Annotated in this window: 17 protein-coding genes and 1 tRNA gene; 4 read left to right on the forward strand and 14 right to left on the reverse strand. The window is 66.3% G+C overall.

Annotation, left to right across the window (positions count from 1 at the left end; translation table 11 throughout):
- The 11 genes from gspK to RIA72_RS12630 all read right to left on the reverse strand — a co-directional run bounded on the left by gspK (window position 1) and on the right by RIA72_RS12630 (window position 13346).
- Window positions 1-1005 carry a type II secretion system minor pseudopilin GspK gene (gspK, locus tag RIA72_RS12580; protein ID WP_350032400.1) on the reverse strand — a complete coding sequence of 335 codons (1005 nt, stop codon included), beginning with the start codon at window positions 1003-1005 and terminating at the stop codon, window positions 1-3.
- The gene (gene gspJ, locus RIA72_RS12585; protein ID WP_350032401.1) at window positions 1002-1613 is read right to left on the reverse strand and encodes a type II secretion system minor pseudopilin GspJ; all 612 of its coding nucleotides are present in this window, start codon (window positions 1611-1613) and stop codon (window positions 1002-1004) included. The genes gspK and gspJ overlap by 4 nt, the downstream gene beginning before the upstream one ends.
- Window positions 1610-1987 (reverse strand): type II secretion system minor pseudopilin GspI, encoded by a 378-nt coding sequence (gene gspI, locus RIA72_RS12590; protein ID WP_350032402.1) that lies wholly within the window; start codon window positions 1985-1987, stop codon window positions 1610-1612. Before gspI ends, gspJ begins: the two co-directional genes overlap by 4 nt.
- On the reverse strand, window positions 1977-2459 hold the full coding sequence (locus tag RIA72_RS12595) for a GspH/FimT family pseudopilin (RefSeq protein ID WP_350032403.1): 483 nt from the start codon (window positions 2457-2459) through the stop codon (window positions 1977-1979). Before RIA72_RS12595 ends, gspI begins: the two co-directional genes overlap by 11 nt.
- Window positions 2434-2910 carry a type II secretion system major pseudopilin GspG gene (gene gspG, locus RIA72_RS12600; RefSeq protein WP_502957967.1) on the reverse strand — a complete coding sequence of 159 codons (477 nt, stop codon included), beginning with the start codon at window positions 2908-2910 and terminating at the stop codon, window positions 2434-2436. Before gspG ends, RIA72_RS12595 begins: the two co-directional genes overlap by 26 nt.
- A 33-nt stretch (window positions 2911-2943) precedes the next feature.
- Window positions 2944-4161: a type II secretion system inner membrane protein GspF gene (gene gspF / locus RIA72_RS12605; protein WP_350032405.1), complete on the reverse strand. Its 1218-nt coding sequence runs from the start codon at window positions 4159-4161 to the stop codon at window positions 2944-2946.
- Entirely contained in the window at window positions 4154-5647 is a 1494-nt protein-coding gene (locus tag RIA72_RS12610; protein WP_350032406.1) for a GspE/PulE family protein, read from the reverse strand. Before RIA72_RS12610 ends, gspF begins: the two co-directional genes overlap by 8 nt.
- Complete coding sequence (gene gspD, locus RIA72_RS12615; protein WP_350032407.1) at window positions 5644-7845, reverse strand: type II secretion system secretin GspD; 2202 nt, start codon at window positions 7843-7845, stop codon at window positions 5644-5646. The genes RIA72_RS12610 and gspD overlap by 4 nt, the downstream gene beginning before the upstream one ends.
- Before the next feature lie 5 nt (window positions 7846-7850).
- Window positions 7851-8732, reverse strand: coding sequence for a type II secretion system protein N (locus RIA72_RS12620; RefSeq protein ID WP_350032408.1), 882 nt, complete (start codon window positions 8730-8732; stop codon window positions 7851-7853).
- A 269-nt stretch (window positions 8733-9001) separates the two neighbouring features.
- The gene (locus RIA72_RS12625) at window positions 9002-11695 is read right to left on the reverse strand and encodes a TonB-dependent receptor domain-containing protein (RefSeq protein ID WP_350032409.1); all 2694 of its coding nucleotides are present in this window, start codon (window positions 11693-11695) and stop codon (window positions 9002-9004) included.
- A gap of 82 nt (window positions 11696-11777) precedes the next feature.
- Window positions 11778-13346: a beta-helix domain-containing protein gene (locus RIA72_RS12630; RefSeq protein WP_350032410.1), complete on the reverse strand. Its 1569-nt coding sequence runs from the start codon at window positions 13344-13346 to the stop codon at window positions 11778-11780.
- A gap of 315 nt (window positions 13347-13661) precedes the next feature.
- Between RIA72_RS12630 and RIA72_RS12635 the strand changes: the two genes are divergently transcribed.
- Window positions 13662-13748 (forward strand) — tRNA-Leu (locus RIA72_RS12635).
- A gap of 85 nt (window positions 13749-13833) precedes the next feature.
- Here RIA72_RS12635 and RIA72_RS12640 read toward each other — a convergent pair.
- Window positions 13834-14676 carry an MmyB family transcriptional regulator gene (locus RIA72_RS12640; RefSeq protein ID WP_350032411.1) on the reverse strand — a complete coding sequence of 281 codons (843 nt, stop codon included), beginning with the start codon at window positions 14674-14676 and terminating at the stop codon, window positions 13834-13836.
- Window positions 14677-14820: 144 nt separating this feature from the next.
- Between RIA72_RS12640 and RIA72_RS12645 the strand changes: the two genes are divergently transcribed.
- Both RIA72_RS12645 and RIA72_RS12650 read left to right on the forward strand, forming a co-directional pair.
- Window positions 14821-15828 carry an autoinducer binding domain-containing protein gene (locus RIA72_RS12645; RefSeq protein ID WP_350032412.1) on the forward strand — a complete coding sequence of 336 codons (1008 nt, stop codon included), beginning with the start codon at window positions 14821-14823 and terminating at the stop codon, window positions 15826-15828.
- 95 nt (window positions 15829-15923) lie between these two features.
- Window positions 15924-17090, forward strand: coding sequence for an iron-containing alcohol dehydrogenase (locus RIA72_RS12650; RefSeq protein WP_350032413.1), 1167 nt, complete (start codon window positions 15924-15926; stop codon window positions 17088-17090).
- A gap of 100 nt (window positions 17091-17190) precedes the next feature.
- Here RIA72_RS12650 and RIA72_RS12655 read toward each other — a convergent pair whose 3' ends face one another.
- Both RIA72_RS12655 and RIA72_RS12660 read right to left on the reverse strand, forming a co-directional pair.
- Complete coding sequence (locus RIA72_RS12655; protein ID WP_350032414.1) at window positions 17191-18033, reverse strand: amidohydrolase family protein; 843 nt, start codon at window positions 18031-18033, stop codon at window positions 17191-17193.
- Window positions 18034-18124: 91 nt separating this feature from the next.
- On the reverse strand, window positions 18125-19759 hold the full coding sequence (locus RIA72_RS12660; protein WP_350032415.1) for a sulfatase-like hydrolase/transferase: 1635 nt from the start codon (window positions 19757-19759) through the stop codon (window positions 18125-18127).
- 86 nt (window positions 19760-19845) lie between these two features.
- On the opposite strand from RIA72_RS12660, the gene RIA72_RS12665 reads away from it, so the two are divergent.
- A complete protein-coding gene (locus RIA72_RS12665; RefSeq protein ID WP_350032416.1) occupies window positions 19846-20508 on the forward strand; it encodes a TetR/AcrR family transcriptional regulator in 663 nt (220 codons plus the stop codon).
- Window positions 20509-20510 lie beyond the last annotated feature (2 nt).

A 20510-nucleotide genomic window follows, 5' to 3' on the forward strand; every position in this document is an offset into this window, starting at 1 on the left:
TCAGTCGCCCTCACCCCAATCGCGACGTACGATCACGGGCGACGCCATGCCTGCCGACGGCGCGCTGCCATTGGCGTCGATGAGTGAAACTGCCGTCAAAAACCCGTCCCCCATCGTCACATTCGTCGTCAGCGTCAGCCAGCGGCTCGTCACCGCGGCCTGCTCGGCCACATCGGTCGGCGGCTTGCGGCGATCGAACGCCGGCGCCTCCCAGAATCGCACGCTGCTGCCATAGCCGCCCGCAGGCCGCGCGGCTAGCGCCGCCCGCGCCGTCGCAAGGTCGATCTCGCCCGGCCACAGCATCGCGACGAGCGGCGCCTGCGCGAGCGCGAGCGTGTTGACGTTGAGCTTGACCGGGTCGGTCGAGGGCAATGCACAAATCCAGGGGGTCAGCCGCGCATAGATTTTGGCGTCGACTCCGCGCACCGCGCGCAGTTCGCTGACGTGCGCCATCGTGCGGTTCGCGGGCAGATAGGCTTCCGGCAGGGAACGATAGACATTATCCTCGGCGCCCAGCCGTCCCTCGTTGCTATCGCTGTCGATCCAGTCGGCCGCGGCCCCCGCAATCGCCTGCGCCTCGCCATCCTCGATGCCGAGCAACCTCATCAGCTCGGCAAACTGGCGCTGCGCCCCCGCGCGCTGCGTAAAACGACCCGGCACGGTTTCGGCGACCAGGCTGTTGAGATTGAAACAATTATTGGCGTCGGTGAGCTTGGCCCGCCCCTCTCCGCCGGGCAGCGGCAGCACGAAATCGCGCCCCAGCCAGTCGCCGGCCAGCGTGAGTTTCGCCGGGTCGCGCCCGACAAGGTCGGCGACGCGGCCAAGCGCGATCTGTTCGGCGGCAAAGCTGTAGGCGCGCCCCTGATCGACCGTCGCCGCGCTGCCCGCGATCCGCGTCGCGAGCGTCAACCGGTCAAGCGCTGTCGCCGCGATCACCGCCATCACGGCGACGAGCAACAACACGCTGAGCAGCGCGGCGCCGCGCTCCCCCCGCGAACCGATCATGGCTCCCCTCCCCCGATCGCGGGCGGCGGGAGCAGCGTCGGCGCGGTGAGGAACAGCATCGTCAACGGCTCACGGCCGCTGCGACCGATCCGTACCTCTACCGCGCGCGGCAGGCGGTCGCCGGGTTCGGACGTCCACACGTCGCTCCAGTTTCCGGCCTCGTCGCGATAGCGCACCTGCGCCGACGCCACGTCATCCAGCAGACGATCGCCCTCGCCCAGCGTCGTGCCGTCGAGCATCGGCTGCGTCGCGCGCCGCCATTCGCCGCCAACAAGCGCATAGCCGACCCGCTCGACCGCCGGCCGCGGGCTGCCGTCGAGCGCAGGAGCGCCCGCGTGGACAAAGGCAAAGCCGCTCGCGGTGCCAAGGAACGCCGGTACGGCCTCGCCCGCCGCGCCGCGCGTCGGCCGCTGCACGGCCTGCGCCAGATCGTTCGCCATTACCGCGCGCACGCGGTTCATGCCGCTCATCCCCTTCAGCCGCTCCTGCACCGCGTCCTGCGTGTCGATGCTGCTGCGAAGCAGCCCGACGCCCATCGCCGCGATCGCCGCGAACAGCGACAGCGCGACGAGCATCTCGACGAGGGTGAAGCCGTGATCGTCTTTCATCGCGCGGGCCGGATGATTGTCAGTGCCGCCTGTCCGCTCCCGCTCTCGGGACGGACGATCAGGTCGATGCGCAGCAGCCCGGCGTCGGCGGTCTTTGTCACGCGCTGGTCGATACGCCAGTTGCGCCCGGCATTGGCAACGCCGATGGCGCTGTTGCCGATTACCGGCGGCGCGGGGTCGGTCCACAGCTCGACCGCGCGGTTTTGCGCGACGATGCCCGCAGCGGTACTGACATCGAGGTCGCCGGCGGTGCGCACCGCATAGGCATCGAGCCGTACCAGCGTCAGCGCCGCGATGCTGATGATGCTGAGCGCCACCAGCATTTCCAGCAGTGTGAAACCGTGCTCGCCGCGATGCGACATGTCAGCGGCCACGGCTGATCTCTCCCGTCGCCGACACGCGCACGCTCTCGCGCGCGTCGCCGCCCGACAGCAGCAGCGCCTGCGGTGTCGGACTGGTCCCCACGCGGTCGAACAGGATGCGTGCCGCGCCCTGCCCGCCGCCCGCCGAGAAGCGGACATCGGCGGGCCAGTTGCGCTGTTCAAAGGGTCGGCCGGGAAGCGGCTGCCATTCGCCCGCGATGCGGCGTTCAAAGCCATAGCCTGACGGAGAAAAATGGACGGCGACGCTGCGGCCCTCGATCACCGCGACGTCGCGCGCGGCGGCGAGGCGTGCGGCAAGCCGGTCGGCCTCGCTGCGCACGCTGCGCTCCTCGCCGGGAATCGTCAGCACCACCGCGGTCGCCGCGAGCGCGAGGATCGCGAGCACGATCATCAATTCGACCAGCGTAAATCCGTTGGTTTCAGGCGGCGCGCCGGTTTCAGCTGTCGCTGCGAATATCCGCATTGTCGTCGGTCCCGCCGGGGGCGCCGTCGGCGCCGAGCGACCAGACGTCGAACGCCTTGCCGTTCGGCCCCGGCGCCTGATAATTATAGGGGCGCCCCCACGGATCTTCGGGCAGCTTCTTGATATAGCCGCCGCGGCGATAGCGTTCGGGCTGCGCAAGGGCGGGCGGCGCGGTGACGAGCGCATTCAGCCCATCGGTGGAGGCCGGATAGGTCAGATTGTCGAGCCGATATTGTTCGAGCGCAGTTTCGAGCGTCGCGATGTCGGCCTTTGCCTTCGTCACCATCGCGCGGTCCTGGCTGGGCAGGACATTGATCATCACGACCGTCGTGAGCAGGCCGATGATGAAGATGACGACCATCAGTTCGGTCAGGGTAAAGCCGCGCTCGCCCCTTTTTCGGCGGCGCTGGGCCGGCGGGCGGCCCACGCCCGAAAAGGAAGTGTCGAGCATCAGGCGGAGAATAAGCTGCATCAGCGACATTTATTACAGTCCGGCTAGATTCTGCAACTGAAGGATCGGTAGCAGAATGGCGAGAATGATGAGGGCGACGCACGACCCCATAACGACAATTATGACAGGTTCGAGAAGCGCCATCGACGCGGCGGTGAAGCGGTCGAACTCGCGTTCCAGATAATCGGCCGCGCGCTCGAGCATCACCTCGAGCCGTCCGGCGCTTTCGCCGCTCGCGGTCATATAGACGAGCAGCGGCGGAAACACGCCGGCATCGCGCAGCGCCGCCGACAGGCTGCCGCCCGCGCGCACCTGATCGACGAGTCCCGCGGTCGCGCCGCCAAGCGCGGCGTTGCGGATCGTCGGCAGGGTCAGCCGCAGCCCTTCGACCAGCGGCAGGCGGCTCGACACCATCGTCGCCAGCGTGCGGGCAAAGCGCGCCGCATAAAGATCGCGAAGCAGGCGGCCGAGCAGCGGCAAGCGCAAGAGCCGCGCGTCGACGCGCGCCTTGAATGCCGGTCGCCGCATCGCCGCCGCCCAGCCAAACGCTACGACGGCCATCAGCAGCGCGATGAGCCACCACCAGTTCGCCGCGAAGCTCGATATGCCGATCACCGCGCGGGTCAGAAAGGGCAATTGCTGGCCGGTGTCGGTGAATTGTTCGACGACGCGCGGAACGACAAAGATCATCAGCGCCGCGACAACGCCGATCGCAACAATGGCGAGCACGATGGGATAGGCGAGCGCGGCGATCAGCTTGCCGCGCACCTCGGCCTGGCGTTCGAGCAGGTCGGCGAGCCGCGCGAGGATGACCGTCAGGCTGCCCGTCGTTTCGCCCGCCGCGACCATCGCGCGATAGAGCGGCGGAAAACTCGCCGGTTGGCGCCCCATTGCATCAGCAAGGCGGCGCCCTTCGAGCAGCCCGGCGTGGACGTCGCCGATGACCGCGCGCGCGCTTTCGGCCTCGCTCTGGCGGGTCAGGGTGCGCAGCGCCTCTTCGAGCGGCGCGACCTCGGCGAGCGTGGCGAGCTGGCGCGTGAACAGCGCGAGTTCCTTGCGGCCAAGCCGGTCCTTGCGAAAGGCAAGTAGCGAACGCCCCGACGCAGGTTTCGCACCGGCTTCCTCGACCGCAACGATATGGAATTTGCGGGCGATCAGGTCGGCGCGCGCGGCATCGTCGTTCGCGGCAGTCAGCCGCCCCCTGCGCTCGCGGCCGGCGGGATCGATCGCCACATAGCGATAATCAGGCATCGACATCCTCGCGCCGAGCGATGCGGATCGCTTCCTCGGCGGTCGTCAGCCCCTTGGCGACCATCGCCCGCGCCGCCGAGGCGAGCGTCGGCGATTTGAGGAACGCATGTTTGGCGATCATCGCTTCGTCGCCGCCGGCGTAGATATAGCGGCGCACGGTTTCGTCGACCTTGATCGCCTCGAACACGCCAACGCGGCCCTTGAAGCCGGTGCCGCCGCACGCGTCGCAGCCCTTGGGACGCCAGATGACCGTACCGATGTCGAGCCCCAGCATCGCTGCAACGCTGTTGTCGGCCTGAAGCGGCTCGCGGCAGTTCTCGCAAAGCTTGCGCACCAGCCGCTGCGCGATGACCGCGCGCAGCGTCGAGGCGAGCAGGAAGGGTTCGACCTTCAGATCTTTCAGGCGCGTGATCGCGCCCACCGCATCGTTGGTGTGGACGGTGGACAGCACGAGGTGGCCGGTGAGCGAAGCCTGCACCGCAATGTCGGCGGTTTCGCGGTCGCGGATTTCGCCGACCATCACGACATCGGGGTCCTGGCGCAGAATCGCGCGCAGGCCTGCCGCAAAGTCGAGTCCCACCTTGCTGTTCACCTGCGTCTGTCCGACGCCGTCGACGGCATATTCGACGGGGTCTTCGACGGTCAGGATATTGCGCTGGCCGTCGTTCAATTGCTTGAGCGCCGCATAAAGCGTCGTCGTCTTGCCCGATCCGGTGGGGCCGGTGACGAGGATGATGCCATTGGGTTCGGCCAAGGCTTCGCGCAATATCTGGTCGGCGGCGCCCGACAGGCCGAGGACATCGAAATCAATCCCGGCGGCCTCCTTGTCGAGGATACGCATCACGACGCGCTCGCCCGCGCGGCTCGGCAAGGTCGACACGCGGACGTCGACCGCCTTGCCCGCGAGCGTCAGCCCGATGCGCCCGTCCTGCGGCACGCGGCGTTCGGCAATGTCGAGCCGCGCCATCACCTTGATGCGGCTGACGACCACGGGCGCGACATGCGGCGGCATCCGCAAATGTTCGCGCAGCACGCCATCGGCGCGCATCCGCACGACAAGCCCGCTTTCATAGGGTTCGATGTGGATGTCGCTGACCCCCTGCCGCACCGCTTCGGCGATGATCGCGTTGATCAGGCGGATCGCCGGCGCATCGTCGGCGCTGTCGAGCAGGTCTTCGGCGCTGGGGATGCCGAGGTCGAGGCCGTCGCCGCCGACCGACCCGGCCATTGCCGCCGCCGAACTGTCGACGGCATAATGGTCGGACAGCAGCCGGTCGAAATCGGCCGCGCTGGCGGTTTCGACCCGCAGCGGCTGCGCCAGATAGCGCTTCACCTCGATCAGCACCGCTGGATCGCTGCCTTCGCGCAGGGTCGCCCGCCACACGCCGTCGTCGCCCGGCGCGATCACGACGCCGTGCGCGCGGGCAAAGCCATAGGGGATGTCGACCGGCGCCGCTGCGGGCGCGGCCGGGTCGCTGTCGCTCACGGATAATCTCCGGCGGGGGGCGCGGGGGCCTGGGAAATCGACGGCGGCACGTCGGTCTGGATCACCGCGCCGCCTTCGCCGCGCAGCGCAGGCAGGTTGACCGGGCCGACGGTCACATCGTCTGCGGTCGGCGGCGACGGCGGGGTCGCCCCCATATAATCGCGCACCAGCGTATCGATCGCGGGTTCGACGTCGGGATTGCGTTCGAGCTGGAAATTGCGGACGTAGCCATAGCGGCGGGCGGTGAGCGCGGCATTGTCTTCGCGGCTTTTGAGGATCGTCGGACGGATGAAGACCATCAAATTGGTTTTCGACCGCGTGCGACTGCGCGATTTGAACAATTCACCGAGCAGGGGAATATCGCTCAGAAGCGGAATGCGCTCGATCGTCCGGCGCTCGTCGTCGTTGAGCAGGCCACCGATGGCGAGGATTTCGCCGTCGTCGACGGTCAGCACTGTTTCAAACGCACGCTTGTTGAGGATGAGGTCGCTGTTGCGCGACGACACGGGACCGGCGACGCTCGACACTTCCTGGCGCAGAAACATCTTCACTTCGCCCGCACCGTTGACCTGCGGCGTCACCTCCAGCTTGATGCCGACTTCTTCGCGCTGGACGGTGCGAAAGGCATTTTCGAAATTGTCGCCCAGCTTTTCGCCGGTCGTGATCGGGACATCCTGCCCGACAAGGAATTTCGCCGCCTGATTGTCCAGCGTGACGATGTGCGGCGTCGCGAGCAGGTTCGACGTCGTGTCCGATTTCACCGCGTTGATGATCGCGCCAAAGATCGTGTTCTTGCCGATGTCACCGGCAAAGCCCGCAAAGCCGCCGGTTGCCGACAGCAGCTGCGCCGCCGCGGCTTCCTGCAGCGCGTCGCCCAGCGCGCTTGTCGTCTGGGTGACGACGGTGGTGCCATCGGTCGTCGTCGTTTCCTCGCTGATCCGCGTCGAGGCATAGGCGCCGCCGAGGGTAAGGATATTGGGCGAGGCGTTGCTGTAGCTCGTCGCGACGAAGGGGATATTCTTGCCGCCGAGCAGGAACTGAACGCCGAGGCGCTTGGCCGCGTCGTCGCCGATTTCGACGACGATCGCCTCGACCAGCACCTGCTGGCGCCGCGCGTCGAGCTGGCGGATCAGCTCGCCCAGCATCCGCTGCACCTCGCTGTTCGCCGCCACGATGATCGCATTGGCGCCTTCATAGCGGGTGACGATCGCCGGGCCGCGCGTCGAAATGCTGCCACTACCGCCCGCGCCGGTCGACGCGGGCGCAGACGTCGCAGCCGCGGCGGGCGCCGCGCCGCCGCCCGACCCGCTCGACGAGGCCGACGCGGGCGGCAACCCAGCTTTCTGAGCAGGGTCGCTGCCCCCGCCGATCAGCTGCTGGAGCGTCGGCAGCAAGGTTTCGGCATTGGCATGTTCGAGCCAGTAAACGCGCAGTTCAGTGCCGCCCGCCGCCTTGGCATCAAGGTCGTTCGCCATTGCGACGAAGCGCGTGACGAGCGCCTGGTCGCCGCGCAGTGCGATCGCGTTGCTGCTGTCGATCGGCACGATCGCAACGGGTGCCCGCGCGCCCTCGCCCGCCGCCGGAACGAGCGCCTGAAGCGCCGCGGCGATTTCGCGCGCGCCGGCGTTCTTCAGCGTGACGATCTGGCTGGTCGAACTGTCACGGTCGATACTTGCGGCGAGCGATCGGATGCGGCGGATGTTGTCGGCAAAATCGGCAACAACCAGGCTGTTGGCGTTGCGGTTCGCGGTGAGCGATCCCTGCGCGCTGACCAGCGGGCGCAATGTTTCGACCGCCGCGACGGCGTCGATATGGCGCAGGCGGATGATCTCGGTGACGAACTGGTTTTGCGCTGCGCCGCCGCTGCCGATGCGGCCGGGCTGCGCCGCGGCGCCGTCGATCGGCTGGACGCGGTAGCTGCCGTTCGGCCCCGGCACCGCGACGAGCCCGTTCGAACGCAAGGTCGCAAGGAAAATCTCGAAATACTCGCTGCGCGACAGCGGCCGGTCGGTGACGACCGACACCTTGCCATTGACGCGCCCGTCGATCACGAAAGTGCGCCCGGTGATCCGCGCTGCGTCCTGGATGAAGGCGCGGATGTCGGCGTCGCGGACGTTCAGCGTATATTGGGCGACCGCCGCAGTCGGCGTAGCGGACACGAGCGCGGCGGCAAGCATGAGGGAAAGTTTGAAGCGCATAATCTCTATTTCGACAGAAAGATGGCGACGGGCACGACGCTGGCGCCGCGTTCGACTTCGAGCGCGATGCGCGCGCCCGGCGTGAGCTGGTTGGCGAGTGCGGCGGCGTCGCTCGCCGACCCGATCGGGCGGCCGCCGACCGACCGGATGACATCGCCGGGCCGGAGGCCTGCGGCGCGGAATGTCGCGCCGTCGCCCTGGGGTTGGACGACGAGGCCGGTGACGCGGCCATTTTCGGTGCGCGGTGCAAAGCCGATCCCGGCCTTGATCGCCGCCGCCGTCAGTTCGCCGTTCGGTGCGCCGCCGGACGCCGGGGTCGCGCCGATTTCGGGTGTCGGCGCGGGCAAAGCCGGAGCCGTACCTGCGACGGGCGCGCCGCCGCTCTGGTCAAGGAACAGGCTCTCGCGCGCGCCGCCGCGGTCGAGCAGCACATGGTCGAAGGCGACCCCCGCAAGTTTCAGCCCCGGCGCGATTTCGTCGCCGACGGCATAGCTTGTCTGCACGCCGTCCTCGCCCGCAATGATCGCCGATCCGCCGCCGGTCGCTTCGTTGAGGTTTATGCCGAACAAGGTCAGTCCGGCCGATGTGACGGTGGCCGTCGCCGGCCCCTGCGCCGCGCCGCGGAAAAAGGGATCGAGGCTGGCAAAGAGCGCGCGCCGTTCCGCAGGCGACGCGATCGCCGCTGTCTGCGGCTGCCAAGCGCCAAGCGGCGATACCGGCGTGAGCAGCACCCACAGAAGCCGCACAGCCTGCGCGATGAGCAGCGCGCCAAGCAGACCAACCAGAAATTGCGGCCAGATGGGGCGCGGAGACCGGCCGCCGACACGGAGCCACGACGGCAACGCACGCGGCAACCGAACGGCCGATCGGGACATCAGCGTTGCCATGAATTCTTCCCTGTCCCCCAACTGAAAGGCTGCGCCTGCGAATCGCCTAGGAGCGAACGGTGACAATCAGTTGACGGGAAGATTACAGTTTTTTGTCAGCCGGGCGAGTCCGCTGCGGCGGGTGGGGCGAGGAAGCCCTCCCCTTCAGGGGAGGGCAGCGAGACTTGGCAGCTTGCTGCCTAGTCGCAGCGGGTGGGGGCCAGCGGCCTTGCGCCACGCCGCAAGCCCCCACCCCAACCCCTCCCCTGAAGGGGAGGGGCTAGAATGCGTCAGAATTTCAGCGACGCGCTGAGCGAGAAGGTCCGCCCCAGCTTGTAGCGGTTGAAGAAGATGCGATTGTCGCCCGCTTCCTGCACTTCCTTATAGGTACGGCCCGTCAGGTTGCGCGCCTCGAGCTTCAGCTCGATTTCCTTGTTGAGCAGATTAATCCCCTGCCGCGCGACGAAATCGACCGAAATTCCCGGCTTTTCCTTGAGGTCGGGCTGACCCGACGGGCCGCGGCTGGTGACGCGCGGGCTGGCATAGGTGATGAGGAAGGTCTGCTGCGACAGCTTGTCCTGATCCTCCAGCCCGATCTGGACATTGACCAGATGGTCCGACTGGCCGGTCATCGGTGCGCCATCGATGAAGAAGTTGCTTGCGTCCTGCACCACGCCGTTGATCACGGTCGTATCGCCCGCGCCAACCTTAATTTCCGACTTGGTATAGGTATAGTTGCCGATGAAAACGAGGCGGCGGCTCTGCCAGAAAGGCGCATCCGACATCGTATCGAGCGGGACATATTTCTGCACCTCGAACTCGGCACCATAAAGCGTCGCCTTGGGCGCGTTGGCATAGCTGCTGTTGACCGACGAGTCCGAGATCGAGGTATAGGTTTCGATGGGATTGTCGATCGACTTGTAGAAGCCCGCGACGGTCAGGCGCTGATCCTTGTCGAAATACCATTCGTAGCGCGCCTCGGCGTTCCACAGTTCGCTGTCGGTCAGCGACGGATTGCCGCGGAACAGGCGGTTCGAGTCGGGATCCTGGTAGACCTGCGCGACGAGTTCGCGAAACTGCGGGCGCGCGATCGTCTTCGACCCGTTGACGCGCAACTGCATATCGGGCGCGACTTCCCACGTCAGCGTGATCGCCGGCAACCAATAATCATTATCGAGGTTGGTCTCTGCGATCGCCGACGATCCGGTGTTGAACAGGTCGACCGGCACCACCGTCTGCCTGGCATCTTCATAGCGAACCCCCGCATTCACGTTGATCCCGGCCGCCAGCTCGGCCTGCAGCTGCACATAGCCGGCGTGCGTCCGGAGCTTTGCATCGAACGCCGCGGTGCCGTCCTGCGCCGAGGTTTCAAGGAGTGAAATATCGTAGAGCTGGATCGTCGCATCCGACAGCAGATAATCGGGCCGCAATTGCTGGACCGAAATCGGCAGGTTCGATGCGCGGAACTGGAAGGTCCGGCGTTCGGAGATGCGGTGCGTATCGCTATAGGCATAGCCGACGGTTGCGGAGATTCGCGGCGCAATTTCGTACGACAGGTCGGCGCCGCCCGACCACAGGTCTTCATTGAGGTCCGAAAAGGCGATCGTCGCATCGCCGCGGTTGCCGCCGAGATCGTTGACGAACTTGTCGCCCACCGGATCGCCGGGCTGGTTGGTACGGACATAGGTAAAGCCGCGTTCATAGGGCGCTTCGCGCTGCGAATTGGCGTAGCCGCCGCGCAGGTCGAGCTGGAAACGGTCGAAATCGAGCTCGGCGACCAATTGCGTGTTGATCAGCTGGCGCTCGTACCACGCCGTATCCTGCTTCATGATATCCCGGTCCGACTGGTTGGCGTCGGTGCCGAGCGCAAGGCGCGCCTGCTTCAATGTGTCGCGGATGTAAAGGTTGGTCCAGCGGAGCTTGTGATCGCCAAGCTCGAGCCCGAAACCGAGCAACCCGTTCACCACGACGCGATTGTCGGTGATCACGCGGTTATAGCTCGTCTGCGGATCGCCCGAGAGGTCGGCGTTGACCGATGTTTGCTGCAACGTGTCGCGCGTGCGCCACTTGTTGCTGATCCCCGCCGTGGCGATGATGCCGAGTTCGCCGCCCGCAAGCTGGATGGTGGTGCCGCCGGTGATCCCCGCCGACCAGTTGACCGGGATATGATCATTCCGTTGCAGCAGCGTCGTTTCGGCGTTCACCAGCTCCATCTGGATCGCTTCGAGATCGTCCTGGCTGAAATCGGCGCCATCGAGGATCGGCTTGCCGCTTTTCAGCGCGGCCTTCAACAGCGGCGGAACGTCGCGCGTCCCGTCATCGAACCCCGTCCAGTCGCTGTCGCTGCCATAATAGGTATAGCCAAGCTCGTTGGTCGTCTCGCTGTCCCAGCCGATGCCGCCCGAAAAGGTCAGAAAAGTCTCCCGCGGGGTCGCCTTGGTCGTGAGGTTGATCACGCCGCCGCCGAATTCGCCGGGGAAGTTCACCGAAAAGCTTTTTTGAACGAGCGTCGAATCGATGACGTTGGTGGGGAAGATGTCGAGCGGAACGACGCGCTTCAGCGGCTCGGGGCTCGGCAGCGGCGAGCCGTTCAAAAGCGCGAGCGAATAACGGTCGCCGAGGCCGCGGACATAGACGAAGCCGCCGCCGACGACCGACAGGCCGGTGACGCGCTGGAGCGAACCCGAAATATCGCCTTCGCCGGTGCGCGCGATGTCCGCCGACGACAGCGCCGAAACGACTTCGGGCGTCGCGCGGACGATATTGGGGGTGTAGCGGCCGGTGACGACGATTTCCTGATCGGCGCCGCCGGGGATCGAAATATCGGCGTCTTCTTCAGGCGCCGTGTCATCGGGGGCCGCTTCGTCGGCGGCGAGCGGCGTATCGGCAGCGGGTTCGACGCTGGCGTCCTGTGCAAGCGCGGCGGGCGCGACGAGCGCGGAACTGAGGAGAAGCAGGCTGGCGAAGATCGGCCGCTTGGTCATGGTGAAAGTCCCCAAGGAATATGCAGGAAGGGAGCGGGCCAGCCCGTCAGGCGTGCCCGCTCCCCGATTGGATCGCGAGCGATCAGGTCGTCGGGATGGCGTTGCAGTTGCCGCTCGACGTACCGAAGTCCGCGGTCGCCGAGTTGCAGGTCCAGCCCTGATACCAAGTGTCGTTGGCGTCGCGGACGGCGCCGACATAGGCGGTGGTGTCAAAGAAGGCGTTGATCGTCTTGGCGTCGAACGGGGTGAAGCCCGTCTCGGTTGCGCCGTTGATGAACAGGCTGGTCAGGCTGGGCGTATAATCGAAGCGATTGTTCGTCCCGGCGTTGAAAATCGCCTGGACTTCTGCATCGGTCACCGCCGGGCTGCCGCCGCCGCGGAAGGGGCGCGAGGCGCTGCACTTCGCCGATACCGAGAAGAAGCGCGGCGGCCCCTGTTCGTCGGTTCCGCTCGTCTGCGTCGTCGACGTACTGTCGATGCGGAAGCACGAGGTGTCGGTCGTCAGCAACCCGTTCGCGAAGGTAAAGTCCGCGCCGCCGCGAATACGGATGGCGGCGGCATTGCTGTTCGTCGCGTTGCGGTGGATGAAGGTGAAGTTCGAGATGGCGACATTCTGGCGCGGCGACGCTTGTTCATTGCCGTCCGAGTCGATTTCCATCATCGAATCGCCGACGGTGCCGCCGGCGCGGCCGATCGCGATCGCATATTGGATGTTGCCCTTGTAACCGACGTCGGTATCGAAGCTGTCATCCTCGGCGCCGGTGACGATCATATGCTTGAAGTTCGGGCGGCCGCCGAAAACTTCCATGCCGTCGTCCGAGCTGTTGTGAATCTGGATATGGTCGAACTGGGTGCCCGAACCGACACCCGACGGGGTCAGACCCTGCAACTCCTTGTCGGCGCTGAGGACAAAGCCCGAATAGCGGATCTGGACATAGGACATGCGACCCGAATTGTCGGCCGGCTGCGCGCCGCCATAAAGCGCGTTCGACGTGCCTTCGGTATCGCGTTCGCAGGCAACGGTACCTTCGGCGGCACCCGGCGCCAGACAGTCGGTGACCGGCGCGCGGCCGAGCAGGACGACGCCGCCCCACAGCTGCGACGTGTCGTCACCCGCCGAACCAACGACGTTGCCGCGGCCGGTGAAGATGATCGGCTGCGTCGGGGTGCCGACGGCGTCGATCTTGTTGCCGCGGTTGACGACCAGATAGGACACACCCGTCGAACCGAAGATGACGACGCCCGGATCGATCGTCAGCGTCGCAACGGTGTTGGTGCTCGCAGCGCCCTGGTCGGTGCCGACATCGACGCGGCCGGGCAGCGAATAGATGACGCCCGCGACCTTGGGGATCGCCGTCGTCGCGGTGAAGCGCGCGGGGAAACCACAGTTGCGCCATTCGCCGCCGGGGCCCGAAATGGTACCAAGGTTGGACAGCTGATCGGGGCCGGCGATCGTCGGGCAGTTCGCGGCCGGCGTCACACCCGTGGGGGTGGGGGTCGGCGTCGGCGTGGGGGTCGGCGTCGGGGTCGGCGCGGGAATGACGATCACGCCTTCGCCCGGCGACGCGACGCCATCGGCGCCGCACGCCGCAAGGATGGAACAGGCCACGCCGCTGAGCATGACCAAACGAATGCGTGCGAAAGCCGCCATGAAAATCTCCGTTCCGGTGTGCGCCCCAAAACTCGTTGAGCAACGCCCCTGATGACAAATATGCCGAGTGCGAGCGAAACTGCGCCTCGCCCCCGGTGACGCCGCCACTAGGGTGATTCGATGACGGTCTGACGCCAGAGCGATGACAGTTCGGAGACTCTTTGGAGTCGGTTCAATGACAGGCGCAGCAAGGCTGAACCCCGCGCGCTCGCAATCGCCAAAATAAAAGCAACGAAGCTCGCTTGCATCGCCGGGCAAGCTTTGCTAGGCGCCCGCTCCTACCTGGTGCCGGACCCGTCCGGACCATCATGATGTGCGGTCGTGGCGGAACTGGTAGACGCGCAACGTTGAGGTCGTTGTGGCCGAAAGGCCGTGGAAGTTCGAGTCTTCTCGACCGCACCATCATCGCCCATTCGGGCCCCAATTCATTCTTTCGACGCCATGACGAATGCGGTCGCGCAGCGCCGCGCGCGTGATTGAGCGACGCTTATCGGCCCGCGTCGATCGGCCCGGCGGAGGGGCCGGCGTCGTCGCCCGCAAGCCGTTTCATCGCGGCGCGCGTCGGCTCGTCGGCAGGGAACCATAATTCCATGCGCAGCGAGGCCAGCGTCACGTCCTGTGGCAGCGCAAAGACGCTCTGGATCGTGAAAAAGCGCATCACCCCCCGCGGCGTGTCGAAAACCAGGTTGAGATAGGGGTCGGCGGATGGTGCGGCAGCCTGCGCGGGGCGCGGGCCAAAACGCTGGATCATCGACGCTTCCACCCGATCGGCGCGCGGTTCGAGCGCGGGACGCACCCATTGTTCGCGGCGCAGCTGGTCCAGAAGCGCGCCCCCGCCGATCCAGGGATCGCGCATGTAGCAGAACAAGCCGCCGGGGTGGATCAGCGCGTCGATCATGCTGAACCCCAGCGCCAGATCGTCAATGTCCGCGACGAAATCGGGCAGATTCAGCCGCATCAGCCGGCGCGCGCTGCAGTTCGTCAGATGCGCCTGCCAGTCGGCATCGAAAACGAGGCCCGGAAAAGGCTCGTGCAGGTCGAGCGTGCGATCGAGCGCCGCGATCGCCTGGCCAAGCCGCGGATCGCCCGGCGACACGTCGGGTGACGCCGGCGCATAGCCAGCGGCCAGCAGAACCGCGTTGCGCAGCGAAGGCGGCGCTTCCGTTTCGCACAGCCACGCCTCGATCAGATCGCGGCTGGGCCGCGAGCGGCCGCTTTCGACAAAGCTGACGTGCCGCTGCGACACGTTCATGCGCAGCGACAGTTCGAGCTGCGCAATGCCCGATCGTTCGCGAATGGCCTTCAGCATGGGTCCGAGGCGGCTGGTCATGGTGGCCGCCTATGTCGTGCAACAGACGCGTCGGTCGACTACCTCACAGGTAGGCGTAATAATGTTTGGCACGACGCTGGCAAAATTGCCGCTTCCCAACTAGCTTCCCCGGCCACGTCCCGACAGACGATGAAGTGCAGCGCCATGGCAACCTCGCTTTCCCCCGCCGCCGACCGTCCTTGTGCGACCGGCTTTCCTGCCCTCTTGCGGCAGCACCGCAAACGCGACGGGCGTTCGCAAATGAACCTCGCACTCGACATGGGCATTTCGCCACGCCATCTCGGCTTTCTCGAAAAAGGGCGGGCCCGGCCCAGCGCGGCGATGGTTGCGCGCCTGTCGAATGCGCTTGCGCTTGCGCCGGCGGATCGGAACGCGATGCTGCTTGCAGCAGGATATGCTCCCGAAATCGCTCCCGCGACCGCGGCCGGTACAGCGTCGCTGGGGCTGAGCGCATTTGAAACGGCGCTGGCGATCGCCAGCGCCAGCGGAGCCGCGGCGGCGGTCGACATCGCCGCCCGTTTTCTCGAAGCGCTGGGTATCGCCCATTTCATGACCGGTACGCTGCGGCGCGGCGCAAATGGATGGGAAGTCACCCGCGACGCCGACGGCCGGCCCGCGATCGGCTGGCTGCGCCACAATGAAGTGAACGGGTATCGCAACCATGACTATCTGGTTCGCGCCACAGCCGCGGCATCGACCGGCTTTTTCTGGAGCGATATTCCGCGCGCCATCCTGTCGCCGCTTCAGCGCCGCATTCTCGACGAGGCGGGCGACTTCCAGATCGCCAACGGCTTCGTCATGCCGGTTCAGCTGAGCGACGGGTCGGTGCGCGCGCTGACATCCTGGGCAGGGCCGGTCGACACCGACCTTGCGACCCGCACTGCCGTCGGCCTCGTGTCCTCCGCGCTGCTCGATCGTCTGGCACGGCCAAGTACCGCGATGCTGCCGGTTAACGATCCGGTCTGTCTCGATCCCGCGGACCGCGACATATTGGCTTTTCTTGCGGCAGGCTGTTCGGTCGCGGGCATCGCGCAAAAAATCTCGCTTGCCGAAAAGGATGTCGATCGGCGGCTGCGCCGCGCGACGGTCGCAATGGGCTGTTCGAGCCCGGCGATGGCGGCGTGCCGCGCCACCGCGCTCGACCTCATCTAGGGTCAGGACCTGACGGGAACACACAATAGGCTTTTCTGTCCCGCGCCGCTCGTCCTAGGGTGAATGGGCCGTCACGCCTTTCAGGAGATCCGTCGTTGAGCGTCGCCAGCATTGCCCTTCCCCGCATCCTGCGCATCGGTGCCGGCGCGTCGAACCAGCTGGCCGAGGTGCTGACCGCGCTCGGCCTGTCCCGCCCGCTGATCGTCACCGACGGCTGGCTCTTGAACAGCGGCCGCGTCGAGGAACTGAGCGGCGGACTGGCGCGCGAAGGGATCGCCGCGCGCGTCTTTGCGGAGACCGTCCCCGACCCCACCATCGCCTCGATCGATGCCGGGGTCGCGTTTCTGAAGGCGGGCGCGCATGATTGCGTCGTCGGATTCGGCGGCGGCAGCCCGATCGACAGTGCCAAGGCGATCGCGCTCCTCGCCCTCCACGGCGGCGCGATGGCCGATTACAAGGCGCCACATGTCCAGGATGCGCCTGGCCTACCCGTCATCGCCATCCCGACCACCGCGGGCACGGGGTCAGAGGCGACACGCTTCACGATCATCACCGACGAGGCGACCGACGAAAAAATGCTCTGCCCTGGCCTCGCCTACCTGCCGGTCGCCGCGCTGGTCGATTATGAGCTGACCTTTACGAAGCCCAGGCGGCTCACCGCCGATACGGGCATTGATTCGCTCACCCACGCGATCGAGGCCTATGTCTCGCGCCGCGCCAATCCGTTCAGCGACGGGATGGCTTTGCTCGCGATGCGCGCGATCGCCCCCAATCTGCGCCGCGTGTGCGCCGACCCGATGGACGCCGCGGCGCGCGAGGCGATGATGCTCGGCGCGACGCAGGCAGGGATCGCCTTTTCGAACAGCTCGGTCGCACTCGTCCACGGAATGAGCCGCCCGATCGGCGCGCATTTCCATGTCCCCCACGGGCTGTCGAACGCGATGCTGCTGCCCGCGGTCACCGCCTGGTCGGCGCCCGCCGCGCTTTCCCGCTACGCCGACTGCGCGCGCGCCATGGGCGTCGCCGACGAAACCGAAGGCGATCAGGCGGCGGTGGTGCGCCTGGTCGACGAGCTGGCGGCACTCAACCGCGAACTCGACGTGCCGGGGCCCGCGGCGTGGGGCATCGACGCCGCGCGTTGGGAGGCCCTTGTGCCGACGATGTGTACGCAAGCGGCGGCATCGGGGTCGCCCGCGAACAATCCGCGCATTCCCGACACCGACGAAATGGCGATGCTTTATGCAAAGATCTGGGCGAGTTAAGCGCGGCCGTTCATCGCCGGGTAAGCCTCGCCCTGCTTAAGCGCCCGCGCCCCGTCGCCCGCTCTCCCACGTCTCGATGTCGGGGGCGGGGCATATTCCCCTAAAGTCCCAGCAGCCGCTTGGCGTTGCCCGAGAGGATTTTCGCGCGCTCGGCTTCGGTGAGGTCCAGCTTGTCGAAAGCCTCGAGCGTCTTTGCCAGCGAAATCTGCGGGTGGTCCGACGCGATCAGCACCTGGTCGATGCCAACGTTGCGGATCGTCCAGACATATTCGGCCTCGATCGGCGAATCGGCGGCCAGGATAACGCTTGCCGAAATGTCGAAATAGATATTGTCGGCGAACAGCCCGTCGGCCGTGCGCGCGAGCGCCAATATGTTCCAGAAGCGGAAACCCAGCCCGCCCATATGCGCAAAGATGAACCTGGTCTTCGGCGCCGCGAGCGCCAGGTTGAACAGCTTTTCATTGTCGGCGGGCACGATGCTGGCGTTGTCGAGCAGCACGGTCATGCCCGCCGCGCCCGCATGTTTGACGAGCGCCAGCACGCGCGGATCGGCGGCGTCGAACCCCTGCGTGTGCGGGTGGATCTTGAGCAGCCGGACCCCCCGTGCTGCAACGCGCGTCACCTCGGCGAGCGCGGCGTCGCCGTCATAGGGGTGGACGGTCGCGATCGGGACCATGTCCGGATTTTTTTCAGCCAGCGCGATCAGCGCGTCGTTGCGCCTGACGATGTCGGCGGGGTTGCCCGCGCGGGCCTGATTGGGGCCGCCGAACCACATGGCGCCGAAGCGCTCGACCGACAGCCCCGCGGCCTTCAACCCGGCGCGATATTCGGACAGCGACACCTCGCCGTTCCACAGATGGACATGCGTGTCGACGACACGCTCCTTCGCCACGGCGGAAGCAGGCGGCATCAACAGGGCGAGCGAGAAGAGCAGCGCGCGCATTATTCCCCCAAAAGGATCGAATAAAGCGTCCGCTTGCCACAAGGATGCGGCGGCGCCAATTACCTCGTGACCGCGTGCGCGCGTTCGCGGTTCAATTCGTCCAATAGATATAGTCCTGGCCGTCCTGCCAGGGCGCATCAAGCGGGACATCGATACGCACCGGCCCCTCGACCAGCCCCGGCCAGATCGGCGCCGCCATGCCCTTGTTCTGCGCGTCGATCATCGCGCGCAGCGCGGCAACACGCTCCGGCTCGCGCGCGGCCAGATCGCTGCGCTCGGTCGGATCGACGGCCAGATTATAGAGCCGCGCCTTGGCGGGCCGTTTCGTCACCTGCAATTTCCAGTCGCCCGCGCGCACCGCGCGATAATCGCCCGATCGCCAGAACATCGCCGGACGTTTGGCGGGGCCGGCCAATATATCCTCGCTGTCGATCGTCCGGTCGGCGGGCAGTGCCGCCCCCGCTGCCGCCGCGATCGTTGCGAAAATATCCAGATGGCCGGTCACATCGGCGCGCCGGGTGCCGGGCGCGATGCGCGCCGGCCAGCGCATGAACAGGGGCGCGCGGATGCCGCCTTCGAAAAAGGTCGCTTTCCAACCGCGGAAGGGCGCATTGATCTGTGGCATACCATTGTACCACGCGCCGCCATTGTCGCTGGTGAAGATGACGAGCGTATTGTCGTCGATTCCCGCCGCTTTCAGCTTGGCCATCACGTCGCCGATCCGCCGGTCCATCTGTGCGATCATCGCGCCGTAAACGCGGGTCTTATGATCCTTGATGGCGGCCAGCCGGTCATAATCGGCGCGCGTCGCCTGCAGCGGCGTGTGCGGCGCGTTGAAGGCGAGGTACATGAAGAAGGGACGGTTGCGGTTCGCCTCGATCGCCTTGATCGCCTCGTCGGCGAAATAGTCGGTCATATGTCCCTTGGGCTGGAAACGCCGACTGCCATTGAAGGTGACGGCGTGGCGGAGATTCGCCCAGATGAAGCGATCGATCGGATCCCACGGCAGCTTGGCGTTGACGCTGTCGGGATCATCCTCGGGCAGAAACATCGCCGCGCCGGCCAGCAGCGCCAAACTTTCGTCGAAACCCTGCGCCTGTGGTTGTAATTCGGGGGCCTCGCCCAGATGCCATTTGCCGATGTGGATCGTGTGATAGCCCGCCGCCTTCACCGCCTCGGCAATCGTCACTTCGCCCGCAGGCACGCCCATTTCGGGATAGGGCGGGATGTCCGGCGTCACCAGTTCGTCGTGAAAGATCGCGCGGTGCGGCCCGACCCCTTCGCCATGCGCCATATTTTCGGCAAACTCGATCGGCACCGCGGTAAATTCGAAGCCGAAACGCGTCGGATAGCGCCCCGTCATCATCGCCGCGCGCGAGGGCGAACAGGTCGCATTGGCCGCATAGGCCGTGGCGAAATTCACCCCCTCGCGTGCCAGTGCGTCGATATTCGGCGTCTTGACGATCCCGCCCGCGACACCGCCGCCGTTCAGGCTGATGTCATTATATCCCAGATCGTCGGCGACGATCAGGATGACATTCGGCGGCCGCTGGCCCGCCGGTGCCTGCGCCGGTCCCTGCTGCCACGCAATTTCACGGTTCGGCTGCACGGGATCCTGCCAGTCCTGCACGATCCCCGGGATTCGGTATTTATTTTCGTCATAGGCCCAATAGCCGCCGACCGCGGCGAGCGCCGCAACGCCCAACATCGCCCACCGCTTTGCCATATCCATCCCTCTCCCGCGCCACTTCGGCTTGCCCCAAAACTATTGGCACTATATGTGTCATTATATTGGCCGCAACGCAAGATTATTTGACCACGGCGCCAAGCTGGGCCAGCGAGGATGCGATGACGACAGGGGTGAGGAAATCGGACGCGCCGCAACCCGGCACCAAAGCCATCGACGGCCGCCGCGCGCGCAGCCGGACGAGCCACAAGCGCATCGTCGAGGCGATGATGGAGCTGATCGTGGCGGGCGACCTGGCGCCGAGCGCCGCGCGCGTCGCCGAAGAAGCGGGTATCGGCCTGCGCACCGTATTTCGCCATTTCGACGATATGGACGCGCTCTATTCGGAGATCACCGCGACCGTGACCGAACGCGTGATGCCGATCGTCATGGCCCCTTATCCCGACCAGCCGTGGCGTGCCAATGTCCGCGAGCTTGTTCGCCGCCGCATCCGCGTCTTTGAAGCGACGCTGCCCTTTCGCCTTGCGGCGAATATCAAACGCTATCAGTCGCCCTTTCTGATGGGGCAGTATAGCCGCGTCGTGATGCTCGAACGCGACCTCATCCTGCGGCTGCTTCCCGGCCATGTGCTCGCCGACCGCATCGCGGTTGAAGCGCTGTGCGTGGCGCTGTCCTTTCACAGCTGGCGCACGCTGCGCCACGACCAGAGCCTGTCGGCCGAGGAAGCAGGCGAGGTGCTGGCGCAGATGGTCGAGGCGCTGCTCGCGACGATCCCCGACGCGGGCTGACG

Source organism: Sphingopyxis sp., assembly GCF_040216815.1.
Taxonomy (GTDB): Bacteria; Pseudomonadota; Alphaproteobacteria; order Sphingomonadales; family Sphingomonadaceae; genus Sphingopyxis.

What these genes read in the sequence shown, in the direction of transcription:
- gspK (WP_350032400.1), bottom strand. Translation starts at nt 1,005, where the DNA reads ATGATCGGTTCGCGGGGGGAGCGCGGCGCCGCGCTGCTCAGCGTGTTG.
- gspJ (WP_350032401.1), bottom strand. Translation starts at nt 1,613, where the DNA reads ATGAAAGACGATCACGGCTTCACCCTCGTCGAGATGCTCGTCGCGCTG.
- RIA72_RS12595 (WP_350032403.1), bottom strand. Translation starts at nt 2,459, where the DNA reads ATGCGGATATTCGCAGCGACAGCTGAAACCGGCGCGCCGCCTGAAACC.
- gspG (WP_502957967.1), bottom strand. Translation starts at nt 2,910, where the DNA reads ATGCTCGACACTTCCTTTTCGGGCGTGGGCCGCCCGCCGGCCCAGCGC.
- gspF (WP_350032405.1), bottom strand. Translation starts at nt 4,161, where the DNA reads ATGCCTGATTATCGCTATGTGGCGATCGATCCCGCCGGCCGCGAGCGC.
- gspD (WP_350032407.1), bottom strand. Translation starts at nt 7,845, where the DNA reads ATGCGCTTCAAACTTTCCCTCATGCTTGCCGCCGCGCTCGTGTCCGCT.
- RIA72_RS12620 (WP_350032408.1), bottom strand. Translation starts at nt 8,732, where the DNA reads ATGGCAACGCTGATGTCCCGATCGGCCGTTCGGTTGCCGCGTGCGTTG.
- RIA72_RS12625 (WP_350032409.1), bottom strand. Translation starts at nt 11,695, where the DNA reads ATGACCAAGCGGCCGATCTTCGCCAGCCTGCTTCTCCTCAGTTCCGCG.
- RIA72_RS12630 (WP_350032410.1), bottom strand. Translation starts at nt 13,346, where the DNA reads ATGGCGGCTTTCGCACGCATTCGTTTGGTCATGCTCAGCGGCGTGGCC.
- RIA72_RS12640 (WP_350032411.1), bottom strand. Translation starts at nt 14,676, where the DNA reads ATGACCAGCCGCCTCGGACCCATGCTGAAGGCCATTCGCGAACGATCG.
- RIA72_RS12645 (WP_350032412.1), top strand. Translation starts at nt 14,821, where the DNA reads ATGGCAACCTCGCTTTCCCCCGCCGCCGACCGTCCTTGTGCGACCGGC.
- RIA72_RS12655 (WP_350032414.1), bottom strand. Translation starts at nt 18,033, where the DNA reads ATGCGCGCGCTGCTCTTCTCGCTCGCCCTGTTGATGCCGCCTGCTTCC.
- RIA72_RS12660 (WP_350032415.1), bottom strand. Translation starts at nt 19,759, where the DNA reads ATGGCAAAGCGGTGGGCGATGTTGGGCGTTGCGGCGCTCGCCGCGGTC.